A 21076-nucleotide genomic window follows, 5' to 3' on the forward strand; every position below is an offset into this window, starting at 1 on the left:
TCATTGGTCAAAACTCGATTCCGGAAAGCTTTGGTCGGCTGACCGGGTACTTAACCCGCCTTGCGCGGGTTTTGTGCTTTATGGGGCTGGCGAATCGCCCCGCAGCAGCTGTGATACGCGAACGTCGTCAAGCGCTCGCAGGATAGGCTCAAAAGTTTTATGGGCTGGCAGTTTAGATACCGCAGTGATCACTTCTGTAACGGTGATGTCATCGCCGCGGGGGCTATAACCACCACCTGGGCCACGCTGTGAAATTACCAGGTTACCCGCCCGCAGCTTTTTGAAGATCTGCTCAAGGTATGAAGTAGACAGCTTTGACTCTTTACTGATGGCCGTCAGTGAAACGGGCGAGCCGTCATAGAGCTTATTCAAAGTGGCGGCGGCCTGGACAGATGCCAGAACGCGTTTCATTCCAAATTCCATAATCACTTCTCCGGCCGTAACGGCCATTGGTCAAAACTCGATTCAAAAACTCACTACAGGCTGTTGGTCGTCAGCCATGTTTTGTGCATTTCGGTAGGGGAGGCACTGGCCCTGTACTTTTTGTTCATCGGCGTTGCTGTTGCAACTGGCCTCTGATGGATAAACACCGATCAGAACATCAGAGCATTCACCAGTGAGAGCACAAACGCTGATGACAAGGGCAAACAGGGTATTCATGCCTCAGCCTCAGGGTTTCCTTTCTGCGCCAGCAAGTAACACAGCTGGCGTAGTCTCACCTCGAACCAGTTCAGGCGGGTCGCCTGGTTCCCGGTAGGTACTCGGGCAAAATCCTTCATAGTTATCTCCAGTTAACTCAGTATTAGGATGTGGTTTTGCAATGCGGCGCCGGGTGCCTCCCGGTGACGGCAGCCAGTTAACAACTACCGCCGACAACTTTTTCCCCACAATGTGTGAATAACCGCCATGTTTACTTTTTTAACTGTGTCGCGTGCGCATAGCCGCATTCACCGCATTGCAAACCCTGATTTTTTATTTTCACTACTTCGACGCGCTTCGTCGGTGGTGTCGTGACGCTGATCTTCACGATTGAGCTTTTTCACCCTGCAATTCACCACCACGTAGCGCGCAGGATTTCCATTACATTTCAGAAGAGGCGCAGTCTGCCGGCTTACCTGAAAGCGCCGCGGTAAACTCGCTGAAACTCAGCGCCTCCTCACCTTCAGAGAGGCTTTCAAAATAGTCTTCATATGCTTTATCCATACTCATTTCCTTCCCTTAAGGCCGGGCAGCCGAACGTTGAACCTGCTGCGATTGATATTGCTGTCATCTCATCCGGTGTTTCGTATGCCGCCGGCAGCTACTTCGTGGGCTTCCTGCCTCGATGACGTCATAGGACGGAGATAGTATTATCGATATAAACTACAGCTGTCAATTAAAACTGATGATTTAAATTTCAGAATTGGATGTGAGGTGGGGAGCAGGCACAAAAAAACCGCCCGAAGGCGGCGCTTATGATGGGGCGGGTAAGGCTGTTCTAGTCTTTCTTTCGTTTCATTAAATATTCGTTCATGAAAGCATCGAGTTCTTCCAGCCTTAACTGCATTAACCCGACGAATCGTTCTTGCTCCACTTGAGGAAGCTGATCGTAAATTTCTATGAGCTTTTTGGTCTCCGGGGTAAGGACATAGATATCTTCCGATCTTGGCGGCTGCAGCGTCTCTTCGTCTTCATCTGTCATGAAAAACCAATACAAAGGTTTTCCTGTTATATCAGGAAGTTGCTCAAGCATTTCTTTCCTGGGAAGGATTCCAGCCTGACACCAGCCATTCACTGATTGGGATGTCGCACCGATCCTCCGCCCCAGTTCTGATTGAGACATTCCTATCTCATCTAAGACTCGTTGCAGTCGAACACCAAAGTTCATCTTCATCCACCCAAACAAACACATGAGAAAGATTATACAGATTTTTTCTTCAGGCCTTATATCGAATGATTTGACACTATCGAAATAAACTGATTAAACTGTAATTCAAATTTACAGTTCTTAGTGGAGCAGCGCATGAAGCCATCACTTCAAAAAAAATTACTTGCCGTGTGTAGCCAATCGGAAATCGGACGGCGGCTTAATCGGCGAGCACAAACAGTAAATGGTTGGTTCAAACATAAAGTTCCCGGCGAGTTGGTTCTGAAAGTCAGTAAGGCATTGGAGTGGAAAGTTACTCCGCATGAACTCAGACCAGATCTCTACCCAAACCCAACGGATGGATTACCGAAGGAGTAAGTATGCAAACCATCTCTTTTAAAAATCATAACCCGGTAATGGGCCTGCAACTGAACTCAGAAAATCAGTTTTCCGGTCTACGCCGGGCTCGGATGAAGAGTAGAGCAATTTTTGCTGCCGTTCAGGAATGGGAGTCGACTTTACCTGGACGTGCACAGGACCACATCGCGCAGCTGGTGGATGAGCAATGGAGAAAACAAAACGGTCGCGGAATAAACGTCAATAAACAGAATCTGTACCGCTACCTGAAAAACGAATCCGGATCAGAGAAGTACACCAGCTACGTCATGCAGCTTTCAGGAGCGATCGCTGATGCGATGCCTATTGAGATTGCGCGCAAACACGGATTGAAACGTGGATTGACTGAAAGCGAGCTGGTGGCTCAAGCAATCAAAGAGTGTAGCGAAGCGCACCAGGCAAAATTGCTTGGTGCTCCGTTGCAGAAGTTAGAGCGTGAAATTCGGGAGGCAGCAATTGCACTTTTTAACATGCTTCCTGCAGATGCGGCGGGACCACTTCTGGCGAGCATCAGCGCCGTAGCGCCGCAGTTTTTCTAATCGAGTTTTGACAATGACCACCAGCACCAGCTGGCTAATAAGAGGTTTCAGATGGCCCGCATCAGAACAGTTAAACCTGAATTCTGGACAGATGAGAAGGTGGTGGAATGTTCAATTCCAGCGCGTCTCCTGTTTATCGGGTTGTTCAACTTCGCCAACGACATGGGATGCCTTGAGCGTTCGCCAAAACGGTTGAAGATGCAAATCTTCCCTGCGGACACGCTCGATTGCGAACCACTAATACAGGAACTGATTACTCATGGATTACTCACTGAGTATTCAGTGAATGATGTCTGGTATTTGCAGATTAAAGGTTTCCTTAAGCATCAAAAAATAAACAGGCCTTCAGCTTCAAAAATACCTCTTCCGCCAGAACTCACTGAGGATAGGGCAGGAGAGGAAGAAAAGAGAGTGACTAATCAAGGAGGTCTCAATGAGGACTCAGTGAATCCTCAAGGAGGGCTCACTGACGGAAAAGGAAGGGAAGGGAAGGGAAAAGGATCAAACCCCACTCTCTATGCGCAGGAGAGAAATTTTCCCCAGCAACCTAAGTATCTGCCTGGAGTGGATATTCCGATCGGAAAATTCACCATGCACGACCTTTGGCTGCCGTCACAAGACTGGCCGCGACTGGCTGCTACCTGGGGTATAGCGCTTCCCGAACCGGCATACCTGCCGACAGAGTTGGCAGAGTTCACCGCGTACTGGAAATCCGAGGGGAAAGTGTTCACTCAGATTCAGTGGGAGCAGAAATTTGCCCGCAGCGTGATAAGTGCCAGAGCCAAATCTAAACCACAACCAGCAACCGGAGGTAAAGGCTATGCAGGAATTCAACCAGTTAACACCGCATCCCGGGCAGTTCAGGAAATTCAGGCAGCCAGAGAACGCTGGGAAAAGCAAAACGGACTTGCTGGCGGCGGATACGGCATGGCGGCTATGGACGGTCATGGGGGAAATATTTTCGAACCGGTGGACCCAGAAGAACGGGGCGGCGCCCTCGGATATGTGGATTGCCCAGATTGGATCGATGAGTGAAGCCCAGATTACCCTGGTCTGCAGTCAGTGCATGGAGCGCTGCGCCGCGGGCAGCACATGGCCGCCGGATCTTGCTGAGTTCGTTGCGCTGGTGTCTTCCAGCGGTGCTAACCCGTTCAATCTGACATCTGAAGCTGTAATGGCGGAATACAAGCGCTGGAGGAATGAGTCTTACCGATACTCGGGCAGCGACAAATACCCATGGAAACAGGATGTTCTGTATCACATTTGCATTGAGATGCGCAGAACCGGAGTTGAGAGGAACCTGACTGAGGGGGAGCTGAAAAAACTGGCAGAAAACTTACTCACGAAATGGAGCAAACACCTGGATAACGGGTTTTCGATTCCCCCGATTCGTCGGCAGTTGGCAGCACCGAGGCATGCAGCAGGACCGACACCAGCGCAGATTCTGATGGAAGAGTACAAACGCCGCAAGGCTGCAGGTTTAACCGAGTAAACGAGTTTTGACCATGACCAAACAATCAAAAGCCAAAGTAACCAAAGCACAGATGGTGCTTGCCATCGTTAGCCGGACGCCAGAATGCGTCCTGCAGGATGTCTGCGATGCGCTCGACTTGCAAGCCAGTACAGCAGGTAACTTGCTGCGGCAACTCCATGCCGCGGGAAAACTCCATCGTACCCATAACGGTTGCCAGTATGTCTACCGGGTTGTTGCAGGCGTTGAGGTTCCCGATGTTGCCCTGCCGCAGACTGCAACACCATTATCTGAAGAGGATGTGAAAAAAGTCCAAAACGCACTGTCCCTGGCGAAGACGCTGGAAGACAAAAAGCTGTGGCGCCGGGCTGCGACTGTTTACACATCGATGCTTGGGATGACTACAACAGCAAACGAACTCTGGTTGCTTGCCAAAATGCGTAACCGCTGCCTGCGCAATGCGGCGAGGTGCTGATTATGCCTAAAATGGAATCAACAGCTGCTGGTACGGGATGTCAAAGCTAAGTTTAAATATTTCGGGATGAGGTAAAGCTGAGATGTCCGCTGAGTGCCAGGAGCGGACATTACTGACACAAACACAACCAGCAAATGGATTACCGGGCAGCCGGGGGCGACATTTCCGGGAGACAATCAACTGGAAACATTTTAATGTGACAGTTTATGCAGGTCACAGCGTATATATTACCATATGCCATTGGAAGAATGATGCATGCTACCTTTGAGTGTGGAATAACCAGAAGCCTATTGCGCCGGAGGATGTCTTGCCATGTTGACCGAACTCAGCAGAGATGAAAGTAAAAGACTTGCGGCAATCGACTTGTTGAAAAATCCTGACAAGGGCCGGGATGATGCGTTAAAAAAATATACTCATCTAATATGCCAATTGCTGAACATGCCGATGGGCTTTGTTTCTGTTCTCGATGAAGAAAAGCAATACATCAAATCAGCCCAAAATGTTGCCGTCACGGAAATCAGCCTGAGCGAGGCATTTTGCGTACAGACCCAGGAACAGAGTAAGACATTCATTTGTCATGACACTCATCTGCACCCTACCTTTCGTGACTATCACGCGGTGAAAGAGGCTCCATTCATTCGCTTTTATGCAGGCTGCCCACTTAAAACCCAGGATGGAGTATCCATAGGTACCTTGTGTATCCTCGATACTCAGCCCAGGGAACTTTCAGACGAGCAGCTCGATCTTTTTGAAAAGATTGCAGAACTTATATCGGATTTTCTGGCCTCGTGGCACTCCGTCGGCTACCTCGATATAGTCACGCTATTACCAAACCGGCAGCGACTGCTGAAGGATATAGAGGTTTCAACTGAAGGCGCATTCAGGCTCGTCATTATTGATTGTATTGATATGCCATTAGCCTACGAAATGGCTCGATCACTCGGTATGACTGCCGTAGAAAATCTACTTCGTAATATGGTCGCAGAGCTGCAGGTACGCCTGCCTTTAGAAGGGCCGCTCTACGCCGTGGCAGTTGGACGATTTGCCTTTTTTACCCATAAGGAAAAAACTCGGACATTAGAAGATATCTCTCAAAGCCTTCAGGGGATCCAGGCCAGGCTTACCCCTGAAGTTCCCCTTGATCTGGATATTCACATGGGTGACTCCGGGCTTTGCGATAAATCTCTGACATCGAATGAAATACTGCGCCGTGCAGTCAGCGCATTGCATGAAGGGATAAGTCAGGGGCGCCGGTTTACAGTTTATGATGACGCACTGGATAGCCGTAAGAAGACTGATTTCAGCCTTCTTACTGAAGTTAGACAAGCGCTACAAGAAAACCAGGGCTTATATCTGGTTTATCAGCCGAAAATCTCACTGGTGACAGGGCGTGTGACGGGAGCCGAAGCTTTGCTTAGATGGCAACATCCTAAAAACGGCGAAGTGTTGCCGGGTGTGTTTATTCCTCTGGTCGAAAAGACCAGCCTGATGCGTGAACTCACAGCATGGGTTATCGATCACACTATTGTGCAACTGAGTGCCTGGCAAAGCCGTGGACTTTCTTTACCTGTGTCGATTAATCTGGCTGCCAGTGATTTTTCAAGACCAGATTTCTGCGATGAGCTGGAACAGAAAATGCTGGACGCGCGTCTGGATCCCGCCCTGCTGGGGGGGGAGTGTCTGGAAACCGAGAAGATGCTGGAAAGTCCCGCTGCACTTATCGGCCTGGACATGCTCAAACAACGCGGATTTAAAATATCTCTGGATGATTTTGGTTCCGGATACAGCAACATTAATTACCTGCGACAAATCCCGATGGACATCATCAAGCTTGACCGCTCTATTGTGAGTAAGGTTGCTGACGACAATGCCAGCCGCATCATTGTTCGCAACGTTATCACACTCCTCAAGCAGCTCGACTATATCGTTCTGGCCGAAGGAGTCGAGGATGCCAGGACCGTTGATATTTTAAGAAGGCTGGGCTGCGATGAAGTTCAGGGCTATTTTTTTGCCAAACCGATGACCCCTGATGCTTTTGAAACCTGGTATCACGGCAGAGACGAAGCCTTAAAGTGAACGAGTATTAAGTAAAAACGTATGCTCGCCTGCCCGAAATATATAAACGGAAGGGAGCTGGTCACCCTGACCTGCTCTTCATTGATTATCAGCGGCCGATTTTAGTTCTGCATCCTGGTAATCATTACAAACTCTCACTTACGCTTCTCGCTCTAAGCGGTCTTAGAGACTGTCATGGGCATATTACCAGGCGTAGAAACCCTGCGAAGGTAGGGTTATCCCGCCTTTGCTGTTGAGAAAGGTAGTTTAATTTGCACCCGACATCACTCTCATTGATTAAAGCACGGGGTGGAGATTACTGCGGTCCACAGTTCTGACAAACAGTGAAAGAGAAGGCCTGCGTAAAGAAAAAAGGTGTCGCGATGCGTGATGCAATTACCTTATGACAGACCTTGCGGTGATTTACAGCACCGGGCAGATTCCGGACGCTGCGAGCCCACTCATTCCTACGAAGCCTGATTCTGCTGTACCCCACTCATTCCTACGAAGCCTGATTCTGCTGTACCTCAGGCCATATGATAGCCTGCGCAACAATCAAATCCTGCCCATTAAACGTCGCGGCGGGGGAGCCATACAGTTGATAACCAAGCGCCAGTGCTTCTGAAATCCGATGACAAAATTTAGCGTCATCCTTACCTGTCAGGAGACGATAACGAGGAAGACCATCCGGAGGTTCACGGCCCTTATTTTTTATTTCTGGATTGCTCATGGTAGTGCTCCTCTTCAATTTTAGCCTTTTTGGCTCTCGTTATTCTTATCTTCACAAAACCATAAAAAATCATAATGATCAATCTGGACCATGCGTCCAGGGGAGTACTCCCCTGGACGTCCCATGAGTGCCAGAAGAGGACGTTGTTAATGGCATGATGTATGAACAAATGGAGTGCCGATCATCAATCCCAATATTAACCCATACTTGAAATATTTTCATCACAGGCCTGATAATGGAAGCGTTAACTATACACCCCAGCTAGCCTACGACTTTGGCGAGGCAATTCTTAAAGTTTAAAAGGGCTTTAGGGAAATTTTACTCAGCTAAATAACCGCCATCGATTGGATAAACTCCTCCGGTACAGAATGCTGAATTATCTGACAGTAAAAACAGTATGAAGTCTGCTACTTCTTGCATTTTTGCCATCCTTTTCATAGGGTGGCTATTTGCGAAACTACGTACGATATTTTCTGGGAACTCACTCATTCGTGGGGTTTGGACATAGCCCGGAGCTACTGCATTGATTCGAATGCCTTCACATGCAAACTCTAGCGCTGCGGTTTGGGTTAAACCGATTATGCCATGTTTAGCCACGGTGTAAGGTGCTAACCCAGGAATGCCAACCAGTCCATTTACTGCAGATAAATTAACTATAGAGCCACCAGATTTCATCATCTGAGGTATTTCATATTTTAGGCAGTAAAAAACACCGCTCAATGAAGTTGCAATAACCTTATCCCAGTTTTCAATTGTCTGCTCAGTTATATTTATACCATGTTCACCTGTTAAGCCTGCATTATTTACTGCATAATCAAGTCTGCCGAAATTTTTGATAACATCATCTATCATTTGCCGTACTTGTTCAGGCTGTGACACATCACATCCGATCCCCACGGCTTGTTGTCCCTGTGAAGATAATTGTTTCGCTTTTTGTTTAGCCTGTTCTGACGAACGGGATACAATAACGACCTTAGATCCATGCTTATGTAATTGGTCTGCGACTGCCTCACCTATACCTGTAGTGCTTCCTGTTATGACAGCAACTTTATTCTTGAAATTCATAACCCCCCCTATGAAGTAGAATTGAGTCTTTCAGCTGGGTTAGTATACAAATTAACTGTGACAGTTTTTGTCAGTACTCTTTCTCCTCGCAGATCCCTTCTTTAAGCCTCCATTTTTTCAATAAAACTTCTCTGCTTTCACTATATGTAGAATCCAGTTGCACAATATCTTGAATTCTGTCCGTTCTAAAATGACGAAAATCATTTCTCATTTCACACCATGCAACCAAAAGCCAGCATGACTCCATGTATACCAATCCGATTGGCCATATGATTCGAGAAGAGTAACAATCCTTCTTATCACAATACTTTAGTTTTATTCTCATGCGCTTTTTAATAGCATTGCGAACACCTTCAAAATATATCACATTGTTTTCTGAAGGACCGATCAGATAGGATTGACTCTCAATAAGGTTTTTTAATTCATCAGGAATGACGGCGTGTATTTTGGCAAGTGCACTCTTTGCGGTAATTTTGAAATCACGGTCAGTATTATGAGATACCCAATTTAACCCAAGTGTAATGGCATTGATTTCTTCATGAGAAAGGTTTAAGGGCGGCAAATGAAAGTCAGACTTAACGATGTAACCAATTCCAGCACCACCTTCAATGCTTACTCCTTGATACTGCAGCGTTTTTATATCTCTGTAAAGGGATCGCACACTTATTCCCAGTCTTTCTGAGAGGGTGGATGCAGTGATCGGATATCTTTGTGCCCTTAATATCTGTAGTAGTTCGAGAAGTCTTTCTGTTCTAGTCATGTTGATAAATCCATCTTGATCTTGTGACGATTTCTTAAATCATCCATTAGATAAGCATCTTAGTACAGAGCGAGTGTACCGGACTAAGTTGAACAGCTACCGATGATTACTACAGCGCTATGTTCGTAATGCATACATAAGCGGTGATCATGAGTGTAAAGGTCCGCAGTTCGCTCGAAGCAGACCTTCATCCCATTCAGATTGTCCGCTCTGTGCCAAGAGCGGAATCTGGGACGCCAGAGGTAGCAACGTTTCTTATCAAAGGTGTTGATCACCACAAAAATGACGGTATCCCTGTGATAGCGGATTTCGTCCTTTGTGGAGAAAAGATCAATCTAAACATGAGCATGGGTTAGCGAAAAGTGGCATTAAACGCTTGAACATTTCACCTAACAAGTATACTGTTTATTTATACAGTACTTGCGTGAGGAGCTAGTTATGAAAGTGGAAATCACAATTGATCGCCAAAAAATATTGCCGGATGGCGCTGTGCCTGCTCTGGAGAAGGAGCTACTGCGGCGATTGGATCAAAACTTTAATAACTGCAGTCTTGTGATTCGTCGGGCCAGCTCTGATGGGTTAACCGTGCTTCGTGGAATGGACGGAGTTAAAAAACGTGTAGAGGAAATCCTGCAGGACACCTGGGGAAGCGCTGATGACTGGTTCTGTTAAGTTGAGGTCCAGTAGCTTGCCTGGTTTATTTTGAGGATTTTGCTGTGAGTAAAAAACAAGAAATGCCGAACACCGGCTATGCAATTATCAGATGCGACGATGGGGTGATCGTTGCTCGTCTGACATCCTTTCCTGTGTGTGAGCGCGCTTTGATGTACCGGCGCGGCGACACTGTTTCGTTTATGCCTCTGCAGCCGGATGAGATCGTGGGGACTCTCTCTCTTTTTTCACAGATGATTGAAAAGGCTAGGTCTGGAGTTGGTTACCAGGTTCCCCCGGGTTCTGTTACACTCCCGTCATAGGCCTGAACAACCTATACCTGCTGCGTCACGGAGAGAAACCATGACGCAAACCCCCGAAGTATCAAAATCCCATCAGACTGGTGCTCCTTCATCGAGCGCCGGTTTGATTTCGTCTTCAAAACTAACTTTTCGACAGCAGGAAGTTTTTGACCTGCTGGTGGCCTACATCAATCAGCATGGCTACCCACCTACGCTATCTGAACTGGCCGATATGCTCGGCGTTAGCTCGTCTAATGCTGTCCTGTTGCATCTGCGTGCGTTAGAGAGAAAAAATTTTATAAAACTCTCTCGCCGTGTCTCCAGAGGAATTTCCATCGTCGGGCGAAAGGAGCCGGTGTTCGCCGTGCAGCTGCTGCAGGAAATTATCGCTGAAGAACCCGGTGCGCGTGAAAGAGCGATTGAGTTTTTGCGACTGTTCGGTGATCAGCCATGAAGAAAAGTTGGTTTTTACACGAGCAACTTTCAGAGGCTGAGGCTACAGAGCTGGTGGAGCGATACCGTAAAAATAACTGTGTGGTTGAGAAGAGCTTATCCAGAGACTTTGCATCGTGGGAGATCCGCGTGCTGTTGCCGGAATCGAAGAAGCCGCCACGGATTGACAGGACCTACATACAGAAGATGTGGAGGGACTGATGCGAGCTTTGCTTAACGTGGATATTGCACGCCATCTTGGAATTGTGCTGCTTAAGCCAGGTAGTGAATTAATGCCGTTATTCGGTGCCGGCCGAGTTCTTGTTGAAATACCGCCGGCAAGCATGAAAAAGATACCCAGTGGACGTCTTCCTGATGCCCAGCAGCCGTTGCGGGATGATATGGGGATCAGACCTTTTTTCATGAAGAAGGCAGTTATCACTGCAGCAGGTGGGGTTAGTGCCCTCGAGTCATGGTTGCGTAGGCAGGTTAAAAACTGTCAGTGGACACATTCCGATTACCATCACCATGAGCTTGTCCCATTTCGCCATTCGACGGGTGTAATAATCGCATGCTGGCACTGTGATAATGAGCTGAAAAACCAAACAGAACAAATCCTCGATCAACTGGCAGGTGTTAATAACGCTGACTGGATAATCGACACTGTCCGCATCGCGCTTGGGCTGGACGCTCAGCGATCACTGTCACTGGCGGAGCTATGCTGGTGGGCGGTAGGCGCCGGGATTGGCGATGAAATTACAGAAGAAATGGCGCGCCGATCCCTGCGTATTAAAGACGATGGGATTAAATCGGTTTACAGGGAGAGTGAGATTGTTCCGTCGGTACCGGCCACCAGCATTCTTTCTCCCCGTCTCGAAAAAGCAATCAGGCCAACGGCAAAAACAACGCCGGGCAAACCTCTGGTTCCTGTGAACGTCGATCCTGTTGCACCGGCGACACTATTCGCGAGACCTAAGCGGAGCCGATGGTTATCAGCTGACTTTATCTCATGGGTTAAAAAACAGCCGTGTATGTGCTGTGGGCAGCCTGCAGATGATGCACATCATCTTATTGGCTGGGGGCAGGGCGGCGTAGGCACCAAGGCCCACGATATTTTTACGATCCCATTATGCCGCAAGCACCACCGCGCTTTGCACCATGACCCTGCCGCTTTTGAGCGTGAATACGGCACCCAGCCGGTATTAATTATTAAATTGCTGGACCGGGCATACGCGCTCGGCGTTCTGGCGTAGTAAGGAGAGGAACCGAATGACACCACGTCAACGCCGTCTACACCGTGCAGGATTAGAAACTGTGGCCGCCGCCCCGCGCAAAAGCTGGCTGGGCCGATTCACTCCCCTTAATGGCATTCAGTCCGCTTGGATAAAATCGCTGCTTACTGTATGGGGAGAAGGTATGAGAGGAGGTGCGGCCCCGCGCAAACCATCAGGACATTCATGCTGGCGAGGTATGAAGGGTGATCACTGGTCAGATAGAGCATTAGAGCGCTTTACGGCAGCAATCGAGCAGGCAAGGAGTGAAGGCTATCGCGGGCGGCAGGCACTAAGCAGGGCGCATGCCATTTTGTGGCCAAAACCTCCAACTGTCGCCATTGACGCTGCGATCACTGAGGATGATGTTGAATTTGTTGAACGATGTGTACTGGCGATATTTGAAACGGGTGATCCTGTTTATCTCGTTGGCGTTAACTATTACACCACCCGCAAAAAAATCTCAGACATAACACGGGAAATACAGCTGGTGGCTCCATGGTTAACAGACAGTGAGGCCCGGAAAAGAGTGCGCTGGTGCCTTGAAATATTCAGAGCAAAAGCTTTCCTTTCTGTTCATAAGGCGATTCATGCGGATTAGCAAAAAGTGCTATGTTGCCTTTTTGGTATTGAAAATGGGCCAGAAAGTTAGATAATTCCTTCATGCTTGGCAGAGCTGCGCCACTCGGCAGCGACAAAAAGCGACAATCTGAATATAACGAAAACCCCGCCCGTGCGGGGTTTTTGCTTTCCGGCGATACGACAGGGGTATTCGCGAGATGCGCTGCATCAATACCCCTGTCATATCGTCGTATTGCATACGCAATCTCACATGCTTCAGCATTCACTGAGGATTTTTAGTGATTTTTTTGAAGATCTCTAGGGCTTCGGTTGTTAACTGATCATGTTCGCTAAAGTAACTGTCACATGCTGCCTGCTTTTGAGCAGGGGATAGATTAGGGTTGCTTGTTAATTCAGCAGTTTTAGCTGCTATTTCTGCCAAACGTTCAAAAATCTCTGAAATTCTTTGGTTATCAGTAGATAGCATTTTACTTACCTCGTATTTACCTGATATCAGTGAGTGCTACATTGAGTCAGGGCTTCGCAATAGCTTTAAGTATTAGAATGCATACAATTTAAGTGGGCGTTGTTGGCTTATATTATGGCAGAGGCGCTGGCGGTATGGTCAGATATTGACACTTTGAATGTTTGCATCATAAATTATCGAGGTGGTGAATCCCCCTATGCGGAGGGGCGACCAGTCAGTTACAGAAACCTGTAAATGCAGCGCGGGCCATGCCGACTGGGGCATGCTCACCGGGAGGCACCCGGCACCACACTAATGCCTTAACATAGTGACTGTAATGACAAAAGCCTTGCTCTTTTTGTCTGTCAGGCTATGGTTAACGAACGTAACGGTAAAAAAAGAAGGCTTTCCTGGTAAATCGGTAGCTCGGACTATTAGGTGCACCTTCCTTTCGTTACAGCCTTGGTTGCCAACTTTCTTCCCGCTTCTCTAAGCGGGTTTTTTTTGTTCCTAATCTAGCCTAAGCACTACTTGGGCTTTTCACATCAGTAATCAGGTCATGGTAATTGGATTACAGCGTGCTGTACTTCACGTTTAATCTCATACGCGCAAGATTCGCACCAGACTGCGGTTTTAGCTCAACAGCTTGAGCGCTTTAACGGTAAATTGAACATCACAAGCGAGAGCACTTATAGATTAAGGCAGTTCTTTGTTCCCAAAGGTGGTAGCAAAAAAACAGGGGGAATGTTTACGTATCACTACCCCTGCTTCTTGAAAAGTGGATAACCGTTTATATCTTTTTTTGAAAGTTTTTTTATATCCGCGTCTTTCTTTGATGTAAGACATCAGTGAACCCACTGCAACTAAAAGAAGAACAACAGCTAACGCTAGCATCATTATGGTTGTCATGTGAGCTTATCCTCTGAAAGACTATGGATATTGTGGTTCGCGTGAGGCGTAGTGTGCGAGTTAAGTGAGAAAATTCCTAACAGTATTTTTTTCTTAATTTGATAACAGATATGAAAATTTATTGTTGTTTTTGTAATGATTAAATATGCAGTGATTAATTATTGCCCGCTAGGTTATACAGTTTCCGAAAGATGTATTTTACTGGTTACATTGAATTGACCAGGCGCATATCGTGTAGCTAATGTGGGTGTGTGGTGAATCCCCCTGTGCGGTGGGGCGACCAGTCAATTTTTTCTTTGAGCACACACGCGGGTCTGTTGACTGGGGCAGACTTACCGGGAGGCACCCGGCACCACACATACTGCATAACCCCCTAAAGGCCTTCCATTGCGGCAGGCCTTTTATCTTGCCGATGCCAGAACGTTAATTTTCTGCCAGTAAGCCGAGACCCGTCTAACAGGTATTCATCGGCCGCATTGCCTAATGGGCTTACTTCTCTAATCTATACGAGCGCAGCAGTGGATGCATTACCAGAGATTATGATGATGTAAAGCCTAAGCGGTGGGAAGTTTGTCTTGAGTGAAAATCTTACTACAGTGAGGGCACATCAGCGCAGAGCCTTTCTGGACTCGGGTGTAACTATGTTCTGATTGGTTGGTGCAGCTAGGGCAGGTACATTTGATGAGGTAGTTGCGATTGTTTTTTGAGTTTTTGCGTTGTTGCATATGATATTTCCTAATGAATGGTCCGCAACAATACACTATCCCCGGGCACATAGCTCGCGTTGAATTATCTAGCCACCTATTCAGGGTGGTTTTTTCATTTTCAGGTACCTGGAATCATCATTGATAAGATTTCCTCCTGCCGGTCCTGAACCTTATCAAACACAAGCACCCCGTTAACCCGGAGGTGGAGTATGTATCGAATGGACAAGCTAACAACAGGTATTGCCTACGGAACGTCCGCAGGTAACGCGGGGTTCTGGATGTTGCAATTGCTCGACAAAGTATCCCCATCCCAGTGGGCCGCTATTGGTGTTCTGGGAAGTCTGGTATTTGGCTTGCTGACATACCTGACGAATCTGTACTTCAAAATTAAAGAAGACCGGCGAAAAGCTGCTCGAGGTGAATAATGTCTCCGACACTACGTAAAACTGTTCTTGCGGCGGTGGGCGGCGGGGCCCTGGCGATTGCCTCTGCACTCATCACTGGCCCGATGGGTAATGATGGGCTTGAGGGAGTGCGATACTCCCCTTATCAGGATGTGGTAGGTGTCTGGACGGTTTGCTACGGCCACGCAGGTAAAGACATCATGCTCGGCAAAACCTATACCGAGGCAGAGTGTCGGGCGCTACTAAATAAAGACCTGAATACCGTCGCCTGGCAGATCAACCCTTACATCAAAAAACCGATCCCAGAAACAATGCGTGGGGCTCTGTACTCATTCGCCTATAACGTCGGAGCCGGGAACTTCCAGACCTCTACTCTGCTTCGCAAAATCAACCAGGGTGACCAGAAAGGTGCGTGTGATCAGCTGCGCCGCTGGACCTATGCCAAAGGTAAGCAGTGGAAAGGACTTATTACCCGGAGGGAAATTGAGCGTGAAGTGTGTTTATGGGAGCAAAGATGAGTCGCTTAACCGCCGTTATCATCGCAATAGCAATCCTGCTAATGTCCTGTGCCATTTCATGGCGTATGGGATGGAGTTCCCACGCTGATCACATCAATGCTCAGGCTGCGAAGAAGAGAGAGAAGGCCGAGAATGCCATTAAGCCTGTAGAGGAAAAGGCCGCGACTGCTAACGAAGCGGGTAAGGTCATCTACAAAACAATAACCCGCGACGTGGTGAAATATGTTCAGTCTCCGAATCGTACTGTGTGTAGGTTTGATGATGCTGCTGTGCAGTTGCGTCAGCGCGCCATCGATGCTGCCAACTCCATCCCCGGATTTGATGAGTCCGCCGTGCAAAGCAAGTGACGCAGGGAATGACAGCGATGAAGATTTACAGTCTGATGTAGAAACCGCTCAATGCCTGCGCCAGCTCCGTTTGGATAAGTATCGCTGGCAGGCGTACTATCGGGCGGTGAGTAAGTAACAGGCATAGCACATGAAATAAGTGGCCTTAAGTGAACAAAAAATCTGAAAACAAGACATTCAAGCTTTCAGCATCGAAATGTTTGTATCTAATTCAGGGGATGTCATGCACTATAGGATCTCAAACCACTCTTAACTAAGTAGCCACTCATGACAGTAAACTTACTACCACAACTACCATGCGGTTATCGTTACGGCATTGAGCGCTCGATCCGGCCCCAGACTGGTGCGGAATTTTTTCCGCCACAAGGGTGTGTTATCAAATCTGTTAACTTTGGGGATGGTGTGGTTATTTGTGTGCCCATCCAATGGTACATTAAACAATTAGATTTATGGGTCACTGTCTAAGGAACCATCGAATAATATGTTAGTTACTGGTGACTAACGGATCATTGCGCTAAAAAAATAAGCACAGACGTCTGTTGTTCTGGTTAATGTTCTTGAGAATCGCGAATTACTAGTCTAATAAGCTATTCATCCATTTAAATGATATCGATGGCTGAAATGAAGCTATCCTCACGTTACCACTGCCAGCCAACACCGAAACGGCAGAGGTCATTTAGCAAGCAGAAAATCTCTCCCGGGTGGCTCCTGAGAGATTTTAGGTTTCTAACTGTTACTAACCAAAGGTCGCATACCTATGCGGCCTTTTTTTAGTCGGTTTAATGGTTTGAGGACATCCTGGACGAAAATATTTGATAAAACCAATCAGGGGAAACAGGAATGCCCTGTGAGCGGATTTACGAATCGGTGCGAAAGTCTATCCCCTCTAAGGGATAAAAAAACGATATCCCTTTTAAGAGATAATGAGGAGAAGCAACTTGAAAACGTTGAAAGTCACTATTACAAACCTTCAACAGATTAATGATGGCATTGTCTGTGGGGTCAAAGTCAGATTTAAAGTCATTCAGTCTGGTTGCGTGCTGGTCGAGAAGGTTATATCAGGCAAGGCTACCGCTCCGTTTACCTTATCTTATGATGTCAATGCGAATGATGAATCTCTGGTGGTGGAACATGATCGCCCAGACCTGCAGGAGCTTGTAGTCTCAGCGGCAATTTCCTCTGCAGAGTGTTATAAACCGGATAATACCCTGACCTCTGTCAGTGCTTGGAGCATTCAAACGCAGGGTAAGATATACGCTTCAGGTATGCAGCCAAACATTGATGAGGTATTCAAACGGTTAGATGCTGCTGAGGCACTACTACACTTTATGGACTGTAAGATTGCGGAACTACAATTAAGATATCGAAATAAATAATAGATCGGCAGACAGCCTGTAACCGTCTGCCATAGCTATTAAGGTCGGTTATGGATATGTTGGATTTGCTTTAGCATCTCCAAGTTTTTCTGGTTGTATTCATCATCAATCTGCGAAAGTTGATGTATTACGACACCCTTCATATCCTGATCAAGGCAAACAAACATAGTTGCCAGAAGACCTTTGAGAGCTCTTATTTCTTTTGCTGCAGACTCCAGAGTTGAGCAATCCACCTCGATGTTATATTTAATTTCTTCTTCCATTTTAAAGTTCCTTAAGCAGAGCTAATCAGCCATTCCTCTGCAAGTACAATATTTAACTGTGTCTCACCACAGATAGGCTGAGCCGCAACCTTACACTCTGAGCTTTCACAGTAACACCCTGATATTTAACCAGTAGCCTCGCATCTGCGGGGCTTTTTTATTCGCAAAAGGTAACGCGATGAAGAACTTAAAAATTGCATACGTAGACGAGAAGCTGGTGGCGATTGAGTGTGACGGATTGTCATGCTCATCGCTGCCCGTTTCAGAGTTTCCCATCGACAGTGCCGCTTTAACTCTTCTCCCTCAACTCATGCTCGAGGATGTTTATGCCGCCACGAGCTAAACGACCTTGCCGGCACAGAGGATGCACGGCTGTGACCAATGATGTCGGAGGATACTGTGAGATGCATAGGCAGCAACACGCTGGTGATGGCTGGCGTAACTATCAGCCCGGAAAAACTCGGCAGGAACGTGGTTATGGTCGACCGTGGGAAATTAAACGGGCCCGTATCATGAAGAGGGATAAATACCTTTGTCAGAACTGCAGGCGAGACGGTATTGCCACGAAAGCCTCAAGTGTCGACCACATCATTCCTAAAGCTCATGGCGGTACCGATGATGACTTTAATCTGGAGTCATTGTGCTGGACCTGCCACAGCAAGAAAACAGCAACAGAGAGAAGGGGCCTCCAGGCGCATTAACTCGCTGGGAGTATGCGAGTTCAATATGAAAGGCGAAACGCGCCGGAGGCGTGGCTTTATCGCCCAGCAGGCTGAAAAAGTTGACGACTTGTATACCTTCCCCGGCATCGAGCAGGAGATCGATGGTGAAAAATTCAGGGTGATGAATGTGGATTACACGGCAATCATTGCCGATTTGGTGACCGTGGTACAGGATTTGATTAGGCGAGTTGACGCACTAGAAAGTTGAGGAACATAAAAAATCCCCCGGAGGCACTTGCCGGGGGCAACTGAAACGACATTAATTGCTGTGTACATCACAGAACAATTTGCAGTAAACGATAAGTAAGTTCAAGTAAAGTTTTACTGGTCAGATGTTGTGTTATTTTTTAATAGCCTACCAAAATTAATAATGCAGTAGCTCTAAACTCCACTGGAAATTCATTTTTAAGAATATAACCCTAAAGTATTACTAAGTATCAGATATAAATCGTGTGGATGGATTCAAAGAAATGGATACCAAATGTTATTATTGATACGTTTATCATTAATTGAAGTGCAATCTTGTAATTTTCACATCCGTGTTATAACTTTGTAATGCAGGGCGGTTTTATCTTGTTATTTAGTGGGTTAAAGTGATGGCGGCTCTTAGTGATTTATAATAGGCTTTCTATGTTAACAAATTTCCCCGATGAAAAATACATATCTGATAGAAATTCATCGTTCATTAAGCGAGTATATTTTTTACGTCAGATTGGTGTCGTTCTTTGCTTTCTTCCTATATATTCAGTCCTCCAGGAACAGTCACATCAAAAAATAACAACAGCCTTGTTAATTCTGAATGCACTCATCTGGCCATCGGTTGCTTATCTTGCAAGCATGATGTCGAAGGATATGCTGAGTACTGAAAAGAAGAATATGATACTTGATTCATTCTGGGCTGGAATCTGGATAGCCGTAATGCAAGTTAGTCCAATTCCATCATTATTCATAATCTCAGTTCAAATAGCTGATCGCTATGCTGCTGGTGGATGGAAAATTTTAAAACCAGCATTAATGTGGATGATGATTAGTTTCCTGACAGTTTGGTTAGTAAATGATTTCAGATATACGATAGAATTCAGTACCCGAACGGTATTGCTTTCTTTACCCTTGGCGACCTGTTATCCCATAGTACTGAGTATTGTTTCAAGGCACTTATCTATAAAGTTGAGGAAAAGAAGGGAGTTACTGGAAAAACAGGCTCTGATGGATCCTGGCTTAGATCTACCAAATCGCCGTTTTTTTGAGCAAAAAATGGAAAGTGCTTTTCGTGCAACGCGTAAAAAGAGAATTCATTCTTATCTTATGCTCATTGATGTTGATAATTTTAAAAAAATTAATGATACCTATGGCCATGAAGTAGGTGATGCGGTGTTATCTCGTATATCAACAATATTACGAGAGTGTGCTGGCGAGAAGGACGTACCAGCAAGATTTGGTGGCGATGAGTTGGCTATTATTGTTAATAATAGTAATAGCAAGCTTGTTATAGCTATGGTTCATATAATTCAGAATAAAATTAAAGATCTTTCATTACCTTCTCACAACGATATTTACTGTACTGTCAGTATCGGTATTTCTTGTGCAGAAAATAAAGAATCAATCATCGAGTGGATCAAAGAGGCTGATGAAATGCTATATGAAGTTAAACGTAACGGGAAGAATGGATATTGCATGCCGAATAATTGAAGATGAAATGATTTCTTTTCTCATGATTTTATACATATAAATTTTTAAGATGGTTTATTATCGGCATTGCCAATACGGATAAATTTCCTCGGAACCACAGACCCCTCTCAACTAACGTTTGATACATGCCACTAATGTATTGTCATTCCATAACAATATGATTTTATTCAAATTTATATTGAAATCATGTTTCTTTTATTTCCCTTTTAAGTCATTTGATTTGAATAATCGATCGATTTAAGAAATGTGATAGGTTTCGTCTATTGTTCGATCGTTATCGATCATTTTAAACTATTTTCCTTTGATTTCTAAATATGACACGATTAGGATTATTCCTAGTTCCGGTGTTTTTTTAATGATAAAGAACAATATGGAAATAGATTCCTGTAGATTTGTTTTAGAACCATCTTTTAAAAAAGATGGTTCTATTCATTCTTGGGAAATTCTCACGAAAAATGTTAAAAAAAAGGACTGCAATGATTACCTTGCTAATGAAAGTGGTTTTTGTTTCACTTCATTAAGCGATAAAGAAAAAATCGATGTTTTTAAGAAACAGATATTGACAATTGAAAAGCTTGATGCATCAGAATTGAAGTTCAAGCCAGTTTCGTTGAATGTTGACAGTCTTATTAGCGATTGTATTTTGAACGATAAATATATTGGTGATTACTTAAAAAACCAAAAAAACATTGCTTTTGAGATTAACGAGCATTTTCATGAATTCAATACTAAATGCTGTATGGTTGACTTAAAGTGTCTTTCAAAATTGTGTCCAGTATGGCTGGATGATTTTGGGAGTGGCTTAACAAGCTTAACAGTTATAGATATGTTTAATTTTGAATGTATAAAAATTGATAAAGATTACTTCTGGGGAATACAGAGTGAGAGCGAATTCTTTAAAATAATAAATAAAATAAAATCATACTGCAATTTCGTGATTGTTGAGGGAGTTGAGACAATAGAACAAAAAAATAAAGTACATTCTGTTGTTGATTGCGCTTGCCAGGGAAGGTTGTGGATGAGTGATTACTATTATGTTGAGATTTAAAATAAATGACAACAAAAGATGATAAATGTCCATTTTGTGGTGCAATTTTAATTAATGAGGACCACTGCCACAG

At 45.7% G+C, this 21076-nt stretch carries 29 protein-coding genes and 1 pseudogene; 19 read left to right on the forward strand and 11 right to left on the reverse strand.

Annotated features, from left to right (window positions below):
- Window positions 1–78: 78 nt before the first annotated feature.
- From NKJ21_RS00720 to NKJ21_RS00730, 4 genes are all read right to left on the reverse strand, one after another.
- Complete coding sequence (locus NKJ21_RS00720) at window positions 79–423, reverse strand: Rrf2 family transcriptional regulator (RefSeq protein WP_014228879.1); 345 nt, start codon at window positions 421–423, stop codon at window positions 79–81.
- A 42-nt stretch (window positions 424–465) separates the two neighbouring features.
- Window positions 466–660, reverse strand: coding sequence for a DUF1482 family protein (locus NKJ21_RS00725; protein WP_168239775.1), 195 nt, complete (start codon window positions 658–660; stop codon window positions 466–468).
- A gap of 420 nt (window positions 661–1080) precedes the next feature.
- A complete protein-coding gene (locus NKJ21_RS27665; RefSeq protein WP_014228882.1) occupies window positions 1081–1203 on the reverse strand; it encodes a hypothetical protein in 123 nt (40 codons plus the stop codon).
- A 274-nt stretch (window positions 1204–1477) separates the two neighbouring features.
- On the reverse strand, window positions 1478–1822 hold the full coding sequence (locus NKJ21_RS00730; RefSeq protein WP_223168509.1) for a transcriptional regulator: 345 nt from the start codon (window positions 1820–1822) through the stop codon (window positions 1478–1480).
- Between the two features lie 180 nt (window positions 1823–2002).
- On the opposite strand from NKJ21_RS00730, the gene NKJ21_RS00735 reads away from it, so the two are divergent.
- The 6 genes from NKJ21_RS00735 to NKJ21_RS00760 all read left to right on the forward strand — a co-directional run bounded on the left by NKJ21_RS00735 (window position 2003) and on the right by NKJ21_RS00760 (window position 6803).
- Window positions 2003–2224 (forward strand): YdaS family helix-turn-helix protein, encoded by a 222-nt coding sequence (locus NKJ21_RS00735; protein WP_004147982.1) that lies wholly within the window; start codon window positions 2003–2005, stop codon window positions 2222–2224.
- 2 nt (window positions 2225–2226) lie between these two features.
- Window positions 2227–2781, forward strand: a complete 555-nt coding sequence (locus tag NKJ21_RS00740; protein WP_017898969.1) for a toxin YdaT family protein — start codon at window positions 2227–2229, stop codon at window positions 2779–2781.
- A 51-nt stretch (window positions 2782–2832) separates the two neighbouring features.
- Complete coding sequence (locus NKJ21_RS00745; RefSeq protein WP_254732627.1) at window positions 2833–3816, forward strand: DnaT-like ssDNA-binding domain-containing protein; 984 nt, start codon at window positions 2833–2835, stop codon at window positions 3814–3816.
- Complete coding sequence (locus tag NKJ21_RS00750) at window positions 3728–4273, forward strand: replication protein P (protein WP_254732629.1); 546 nt, start codon at window positions 3728–3730, stop codon at window positions 4271–4273. The genes NKJ21_RS00745 and NKJ21_RS00750 overlap by 89 nt, the downstream gene beginning before the upstream one ends.
- A 13-nt stretch (window positions 4274–4286) precedes the next feature.
- Window positions 4287–4727: a PerC family transcriptional regulator gene (locus tag NKJ21_RS00755; protein WP_032754004.1), complete on the forward strand. Its 441-nt coding sequence runs from the start codon at window positions 4287–4289 to the stop codon at window positions 4725–4727.
- Between the two features lie 312 nt (window positions 4728–5039).
- Window positions 5040–6803 carry an EAL domain-containing protein gene (locus tag NKJ21_RS00760; protein WP_254732631.1) on the forward strand — a complete coding sequence of 588 codons (1764 nt, stop codon included), beginning with the start codon at window positions 5040–5042 and terminating at the stop codon, window positions 6801–6803.
- Between the two features lie 481 nt (window positions 6804–7284).
- Here NKJ21_RS00760 and NKJ21_RS00765 read toward each other — a convergent pair whose 3' ends face one another.
- From NKJ21_RS00765 to NKJ21_RS00775, 3 genes are all read right to left on the reverse strand, one after another.
- On the reverse strand, window positions 7285–7512 hold the full coding sequence (locus tag NKJ21_RS00765) for a DUF1737 domain-containing protein (RefSeq protein WP_074386302.1): 228 nt from the start codon (window positions 7510–7512) through the stop codon (window positions 7285–7287).
- Between the two features lie 318 nt (window positions 7513–7830).
- Window positions 7831–8577: an SDR family NAD(P)-dependent oxidoreductase gene (locus tag NKJ21_RS00770; RefSeq protein ID WP_117068950.1), complete on the reverse strand. Its 747-nt coding sequence runs from the start codon at window positions 8575–8577 to the stop codon at window positions 7831–7833.
- 70 nt (window positions 8578–8647) lie between these two features.
- A complete protein-coding gene (locus tag NKJ21_RS00775; protein WP_021462588.1) occupies window positions 8648–9337 on the reverse strand; it encodes a YafY family protein in 690 nt (229 codons plus the stop codon).
- A 438-nt stretch (window positions 9338–9775) separates the two neighbouring features.
- Between NKJ21_RS00775 and NKJ21_RS00780 the strand changes: the two genes are divergently transcribed.
- The 4 genes from NKJ21_RS00780 to NKJ21_RS00795 all read left to right on the forward strand — a co-directional run bounded on the left by NKJ21_RS00780 (window position 9776) and on the right by NKJ21_RS00795 (window position 12594).
- On the forward strand, window positions 9776–10009 hold the full coding sequence (locus tag NKJ21_RS00780) for a DinI family protein (protein ID WP_032754006.1): 234 nt from the start codon (window positions 9776–9778) through the stop codon (window positions 10007–10009).
- Window positions 10010–10351: 342 nt separating this feature from the next.
- Window positions 10352–10744, forward strand: a complete 393-nt coding sequence (locus NKJ21_RS00785) for a LexA family transcriptional regulator (RefSeq protein ID WP_021462592.1) — start codon at window positions 10352–10354, stop codon at window positions 10742–10744.
- A 199-nt stretch (window positions 10745–10943) separates the two neighbouring features.
- The gene (locus NKJ21_RS00790; RefSeq protein ID WP_254732633.1) at window positions 10944–11975 is read left to right on the forward strand and encodes a DUF968 domain-containing protein; all 1032 of its coding nucleotides are present in this window, start codon (window positions 10944–10946) and stop codon (window positions 11973–11975) included.
- A 16-nt stretch (window positions 11976–11991) separates the two neighbouring features.
- A complete protein-coding gene (locus NKJ21_RS00795) occupies window positions 11992–12594 on the forward strand; it encodes a hypothetical protein (RefSeq protein WP_032414033.1) in 603 nt (200 codons plus the stop codon).
- 243 nt (window positions 12595–12837) lie between these two features.
- Here the strand turns inward: NKJ21_RS00795 and NKJ21_RS00800 are convergent, their stop codons facing one another.
- The 3 genes from NKJ21_RS00800 to NKJ21_RS00810 all read right to left on the reverse strand — a co-directional run bounded on the left by NKJ21_RS00800 (window position 12838) and on the right by NKJ21_RS00810 (window position 14705).
- Window positions 12838–13041, reverse strand: a complete 204-nt coding sequence (locus tag NKJ21_RS00800; RefSeq protein ID WP_004147997.1) for a hypothetical protein — start codon at window positions 13039–13041, stop codon at window positions 12838–12840.
- A 675-nt stretch (window positions 13042–13716) separates the two neighbouring features.
- Window positions 13717–13929, reverse strand: a complete 213-nt coding sequence (locus NKJ21_RS00805) for a small membrane protein (RefSeq protein WP_254732635.1) — start codon at window positions 13927–13929, stop codon at window positions 13717–13719.
- A gap of 554 nt (window positions 13930–14483) precedes the next feature.
- Window positions 14484–14705, reverse strand: coding sequence for a YnfU family zinc-binding protein (locus tag NKJ21_RS00810; RefSeq protein ID WP_305954963.1), 222 nt, complete (start codon window positions 14703–14705; stop codon window positions 14484–14486).
- Window positions 14706–14845: 140 nt separating this feature from the next.
- On the opposite strand from NKJ21_RS00810, the gene NKJ21_RS00815 reads away from it, so the two are divergent.
- The 4 genes from NKJ21_RS00815 (at window position 14846) to NKJ21_RS00830 (ending at window position 17281) form a co-directional block, all read left to right on the forward strand.
- On the forward strand, window positions 14846–15061 hold the full coding sequence (locus NKJ21_RS00815; RefSeq protein WP_016160648.1) for a class II holin family protein: 216 nt from the start codon (window positions 14846–14848) through the stop codon (window positions 15059–15061).
- Complete coding sequence (locus NKJ21_RS00820; protein ID WP_023317653.1) at window positions 15061–15558, forward strand: lysozyme; 498 nt, start codon at window positions 15061–15063, stop codon at window positions 15556–15558. The genes NKJ21_RS00815 and NKJ21_RS00820 overlap by 1 nt, the downstream gene beginning before the upstream one ends.
- Window positions 15555–15905, forward strand: coding sequence for a hypothetical protein (locus tag NKJ21_RS00825; protein ID WP_016160650.1), 351 nt, complete (start codon window positions 15555–15557; stop codon window positions 15903–15905). Before NKJ21_RS00820 ends, NKJ21_RS00825 begins: the two co-directional genes overlap by 4 nt.
- Before the next feature lie 938 nt (window positions 15906–16843).
- On the forward strand, window positions 16844–17281 hold the full coding sequence (locus NKJ21_RS00830; RefSeq protein WP_065888617.1) for a hypothetical protein: 438 nt from the start codon (window positions 16844–16846) through the stop codon (window positions 17279–17281).
- A gap of 38 nt (window positions 17282–17319) precedes the next feature.
- Here NKJ21_RS00830 and NKJ21_RS00835 read toward each other — a convergent pair whose 3' ends face one another.
- Window positions 17320–17544, reverse strand: a complete 225-nt coding sequence (locus NKJ21_RS00835; protein ID WP_032749552.1) for a hypothetical protein — start codon at window positions 17542–17544, stop codon at window positions 17320–17322.
- Window positions 17545–17722: 178 nt separating this feature from the next.
- Between NKJ21_RS00835 and NKJ21_RS00840 the strand changes: the two genes are divergently transcribed.
- The 5 genes and pseudogenes from NKJ21_RS00840 to NKJ21_RS00860 all read left to right on the forward strand — a co-directional run bounded on the left by NKJ21_RS00840 (window position 17723) and on the right by NKJ21_RS00860 (window position 21003).
- A complete protein-coding gene (locus NKJ21_RS00840) occupies window positions 17723–17887 on the forward strand; it encodes a hypothetical protein (protein WP_162838183.1) in 165 nt (54 codons plus the stop codon).
- Window positions 17871–18245 (forward strand): HNH endonuclease, encoded by a 375-nt coding sequence (locus NKJ21_RS00845; RefSeq protein ID WP_254732637.1) that lies wholly within the window; start codon window positions 17871–17873, stop codon window positions 18243–18245. Before NKJ21_RS00840 ends, NKJ21_RS00845 begins: the two co-directional genes overlap by 17 nt.
- A pseudogene (locus NKJ21_RS00850) lies at window positions 18214–18474 on the forward strand (tail fiber domain-containing protein); the annotation flags it as partial. The gene NKJ21_RS00845 and the pseudogene NKJ21_RS00850, both read left to right, overlap by 32 nt.
- A gap of 422 nt (window positions 18475–18896) precedes the next feature.
- Window positions 18897–19955 (forward strand): sensor domain-containing diguanylate cyclase, encoded by a 1059-nt coding sequence (locus tag NKJ21_RS00855; RefSeq protein WP_231537912.1) that lies wholly within the window; start codon window positions 18897–18899, stop codon window positions 19953–19955.
- 355 nt (window positions 19956–20310) lie between these two features.
- Window positions 20311–21003, forward strand: coding sequence for an EAL domain-containing protein (locus NKJ21_RS00860; RefSeq protein ID WP_023159863.1), 693 nt, complete (start codon window positions 20311–20313; stop codon window positions 21001–21003).
- The last annotated feature ends 73 nt before the right edge of the window (window positions 21004–21076 follow it).

It is taken from the genome of Klebsiella sp. SWET4 (assembly GCF_024296565.1).
Classification (GTDB): domain Bacteria; phylum Pseudomonadota; class Gammaproteobacteria; order Enterobacterales; family Enterobacteriaceae; genus Klebsiella; species Klebsiella variicola.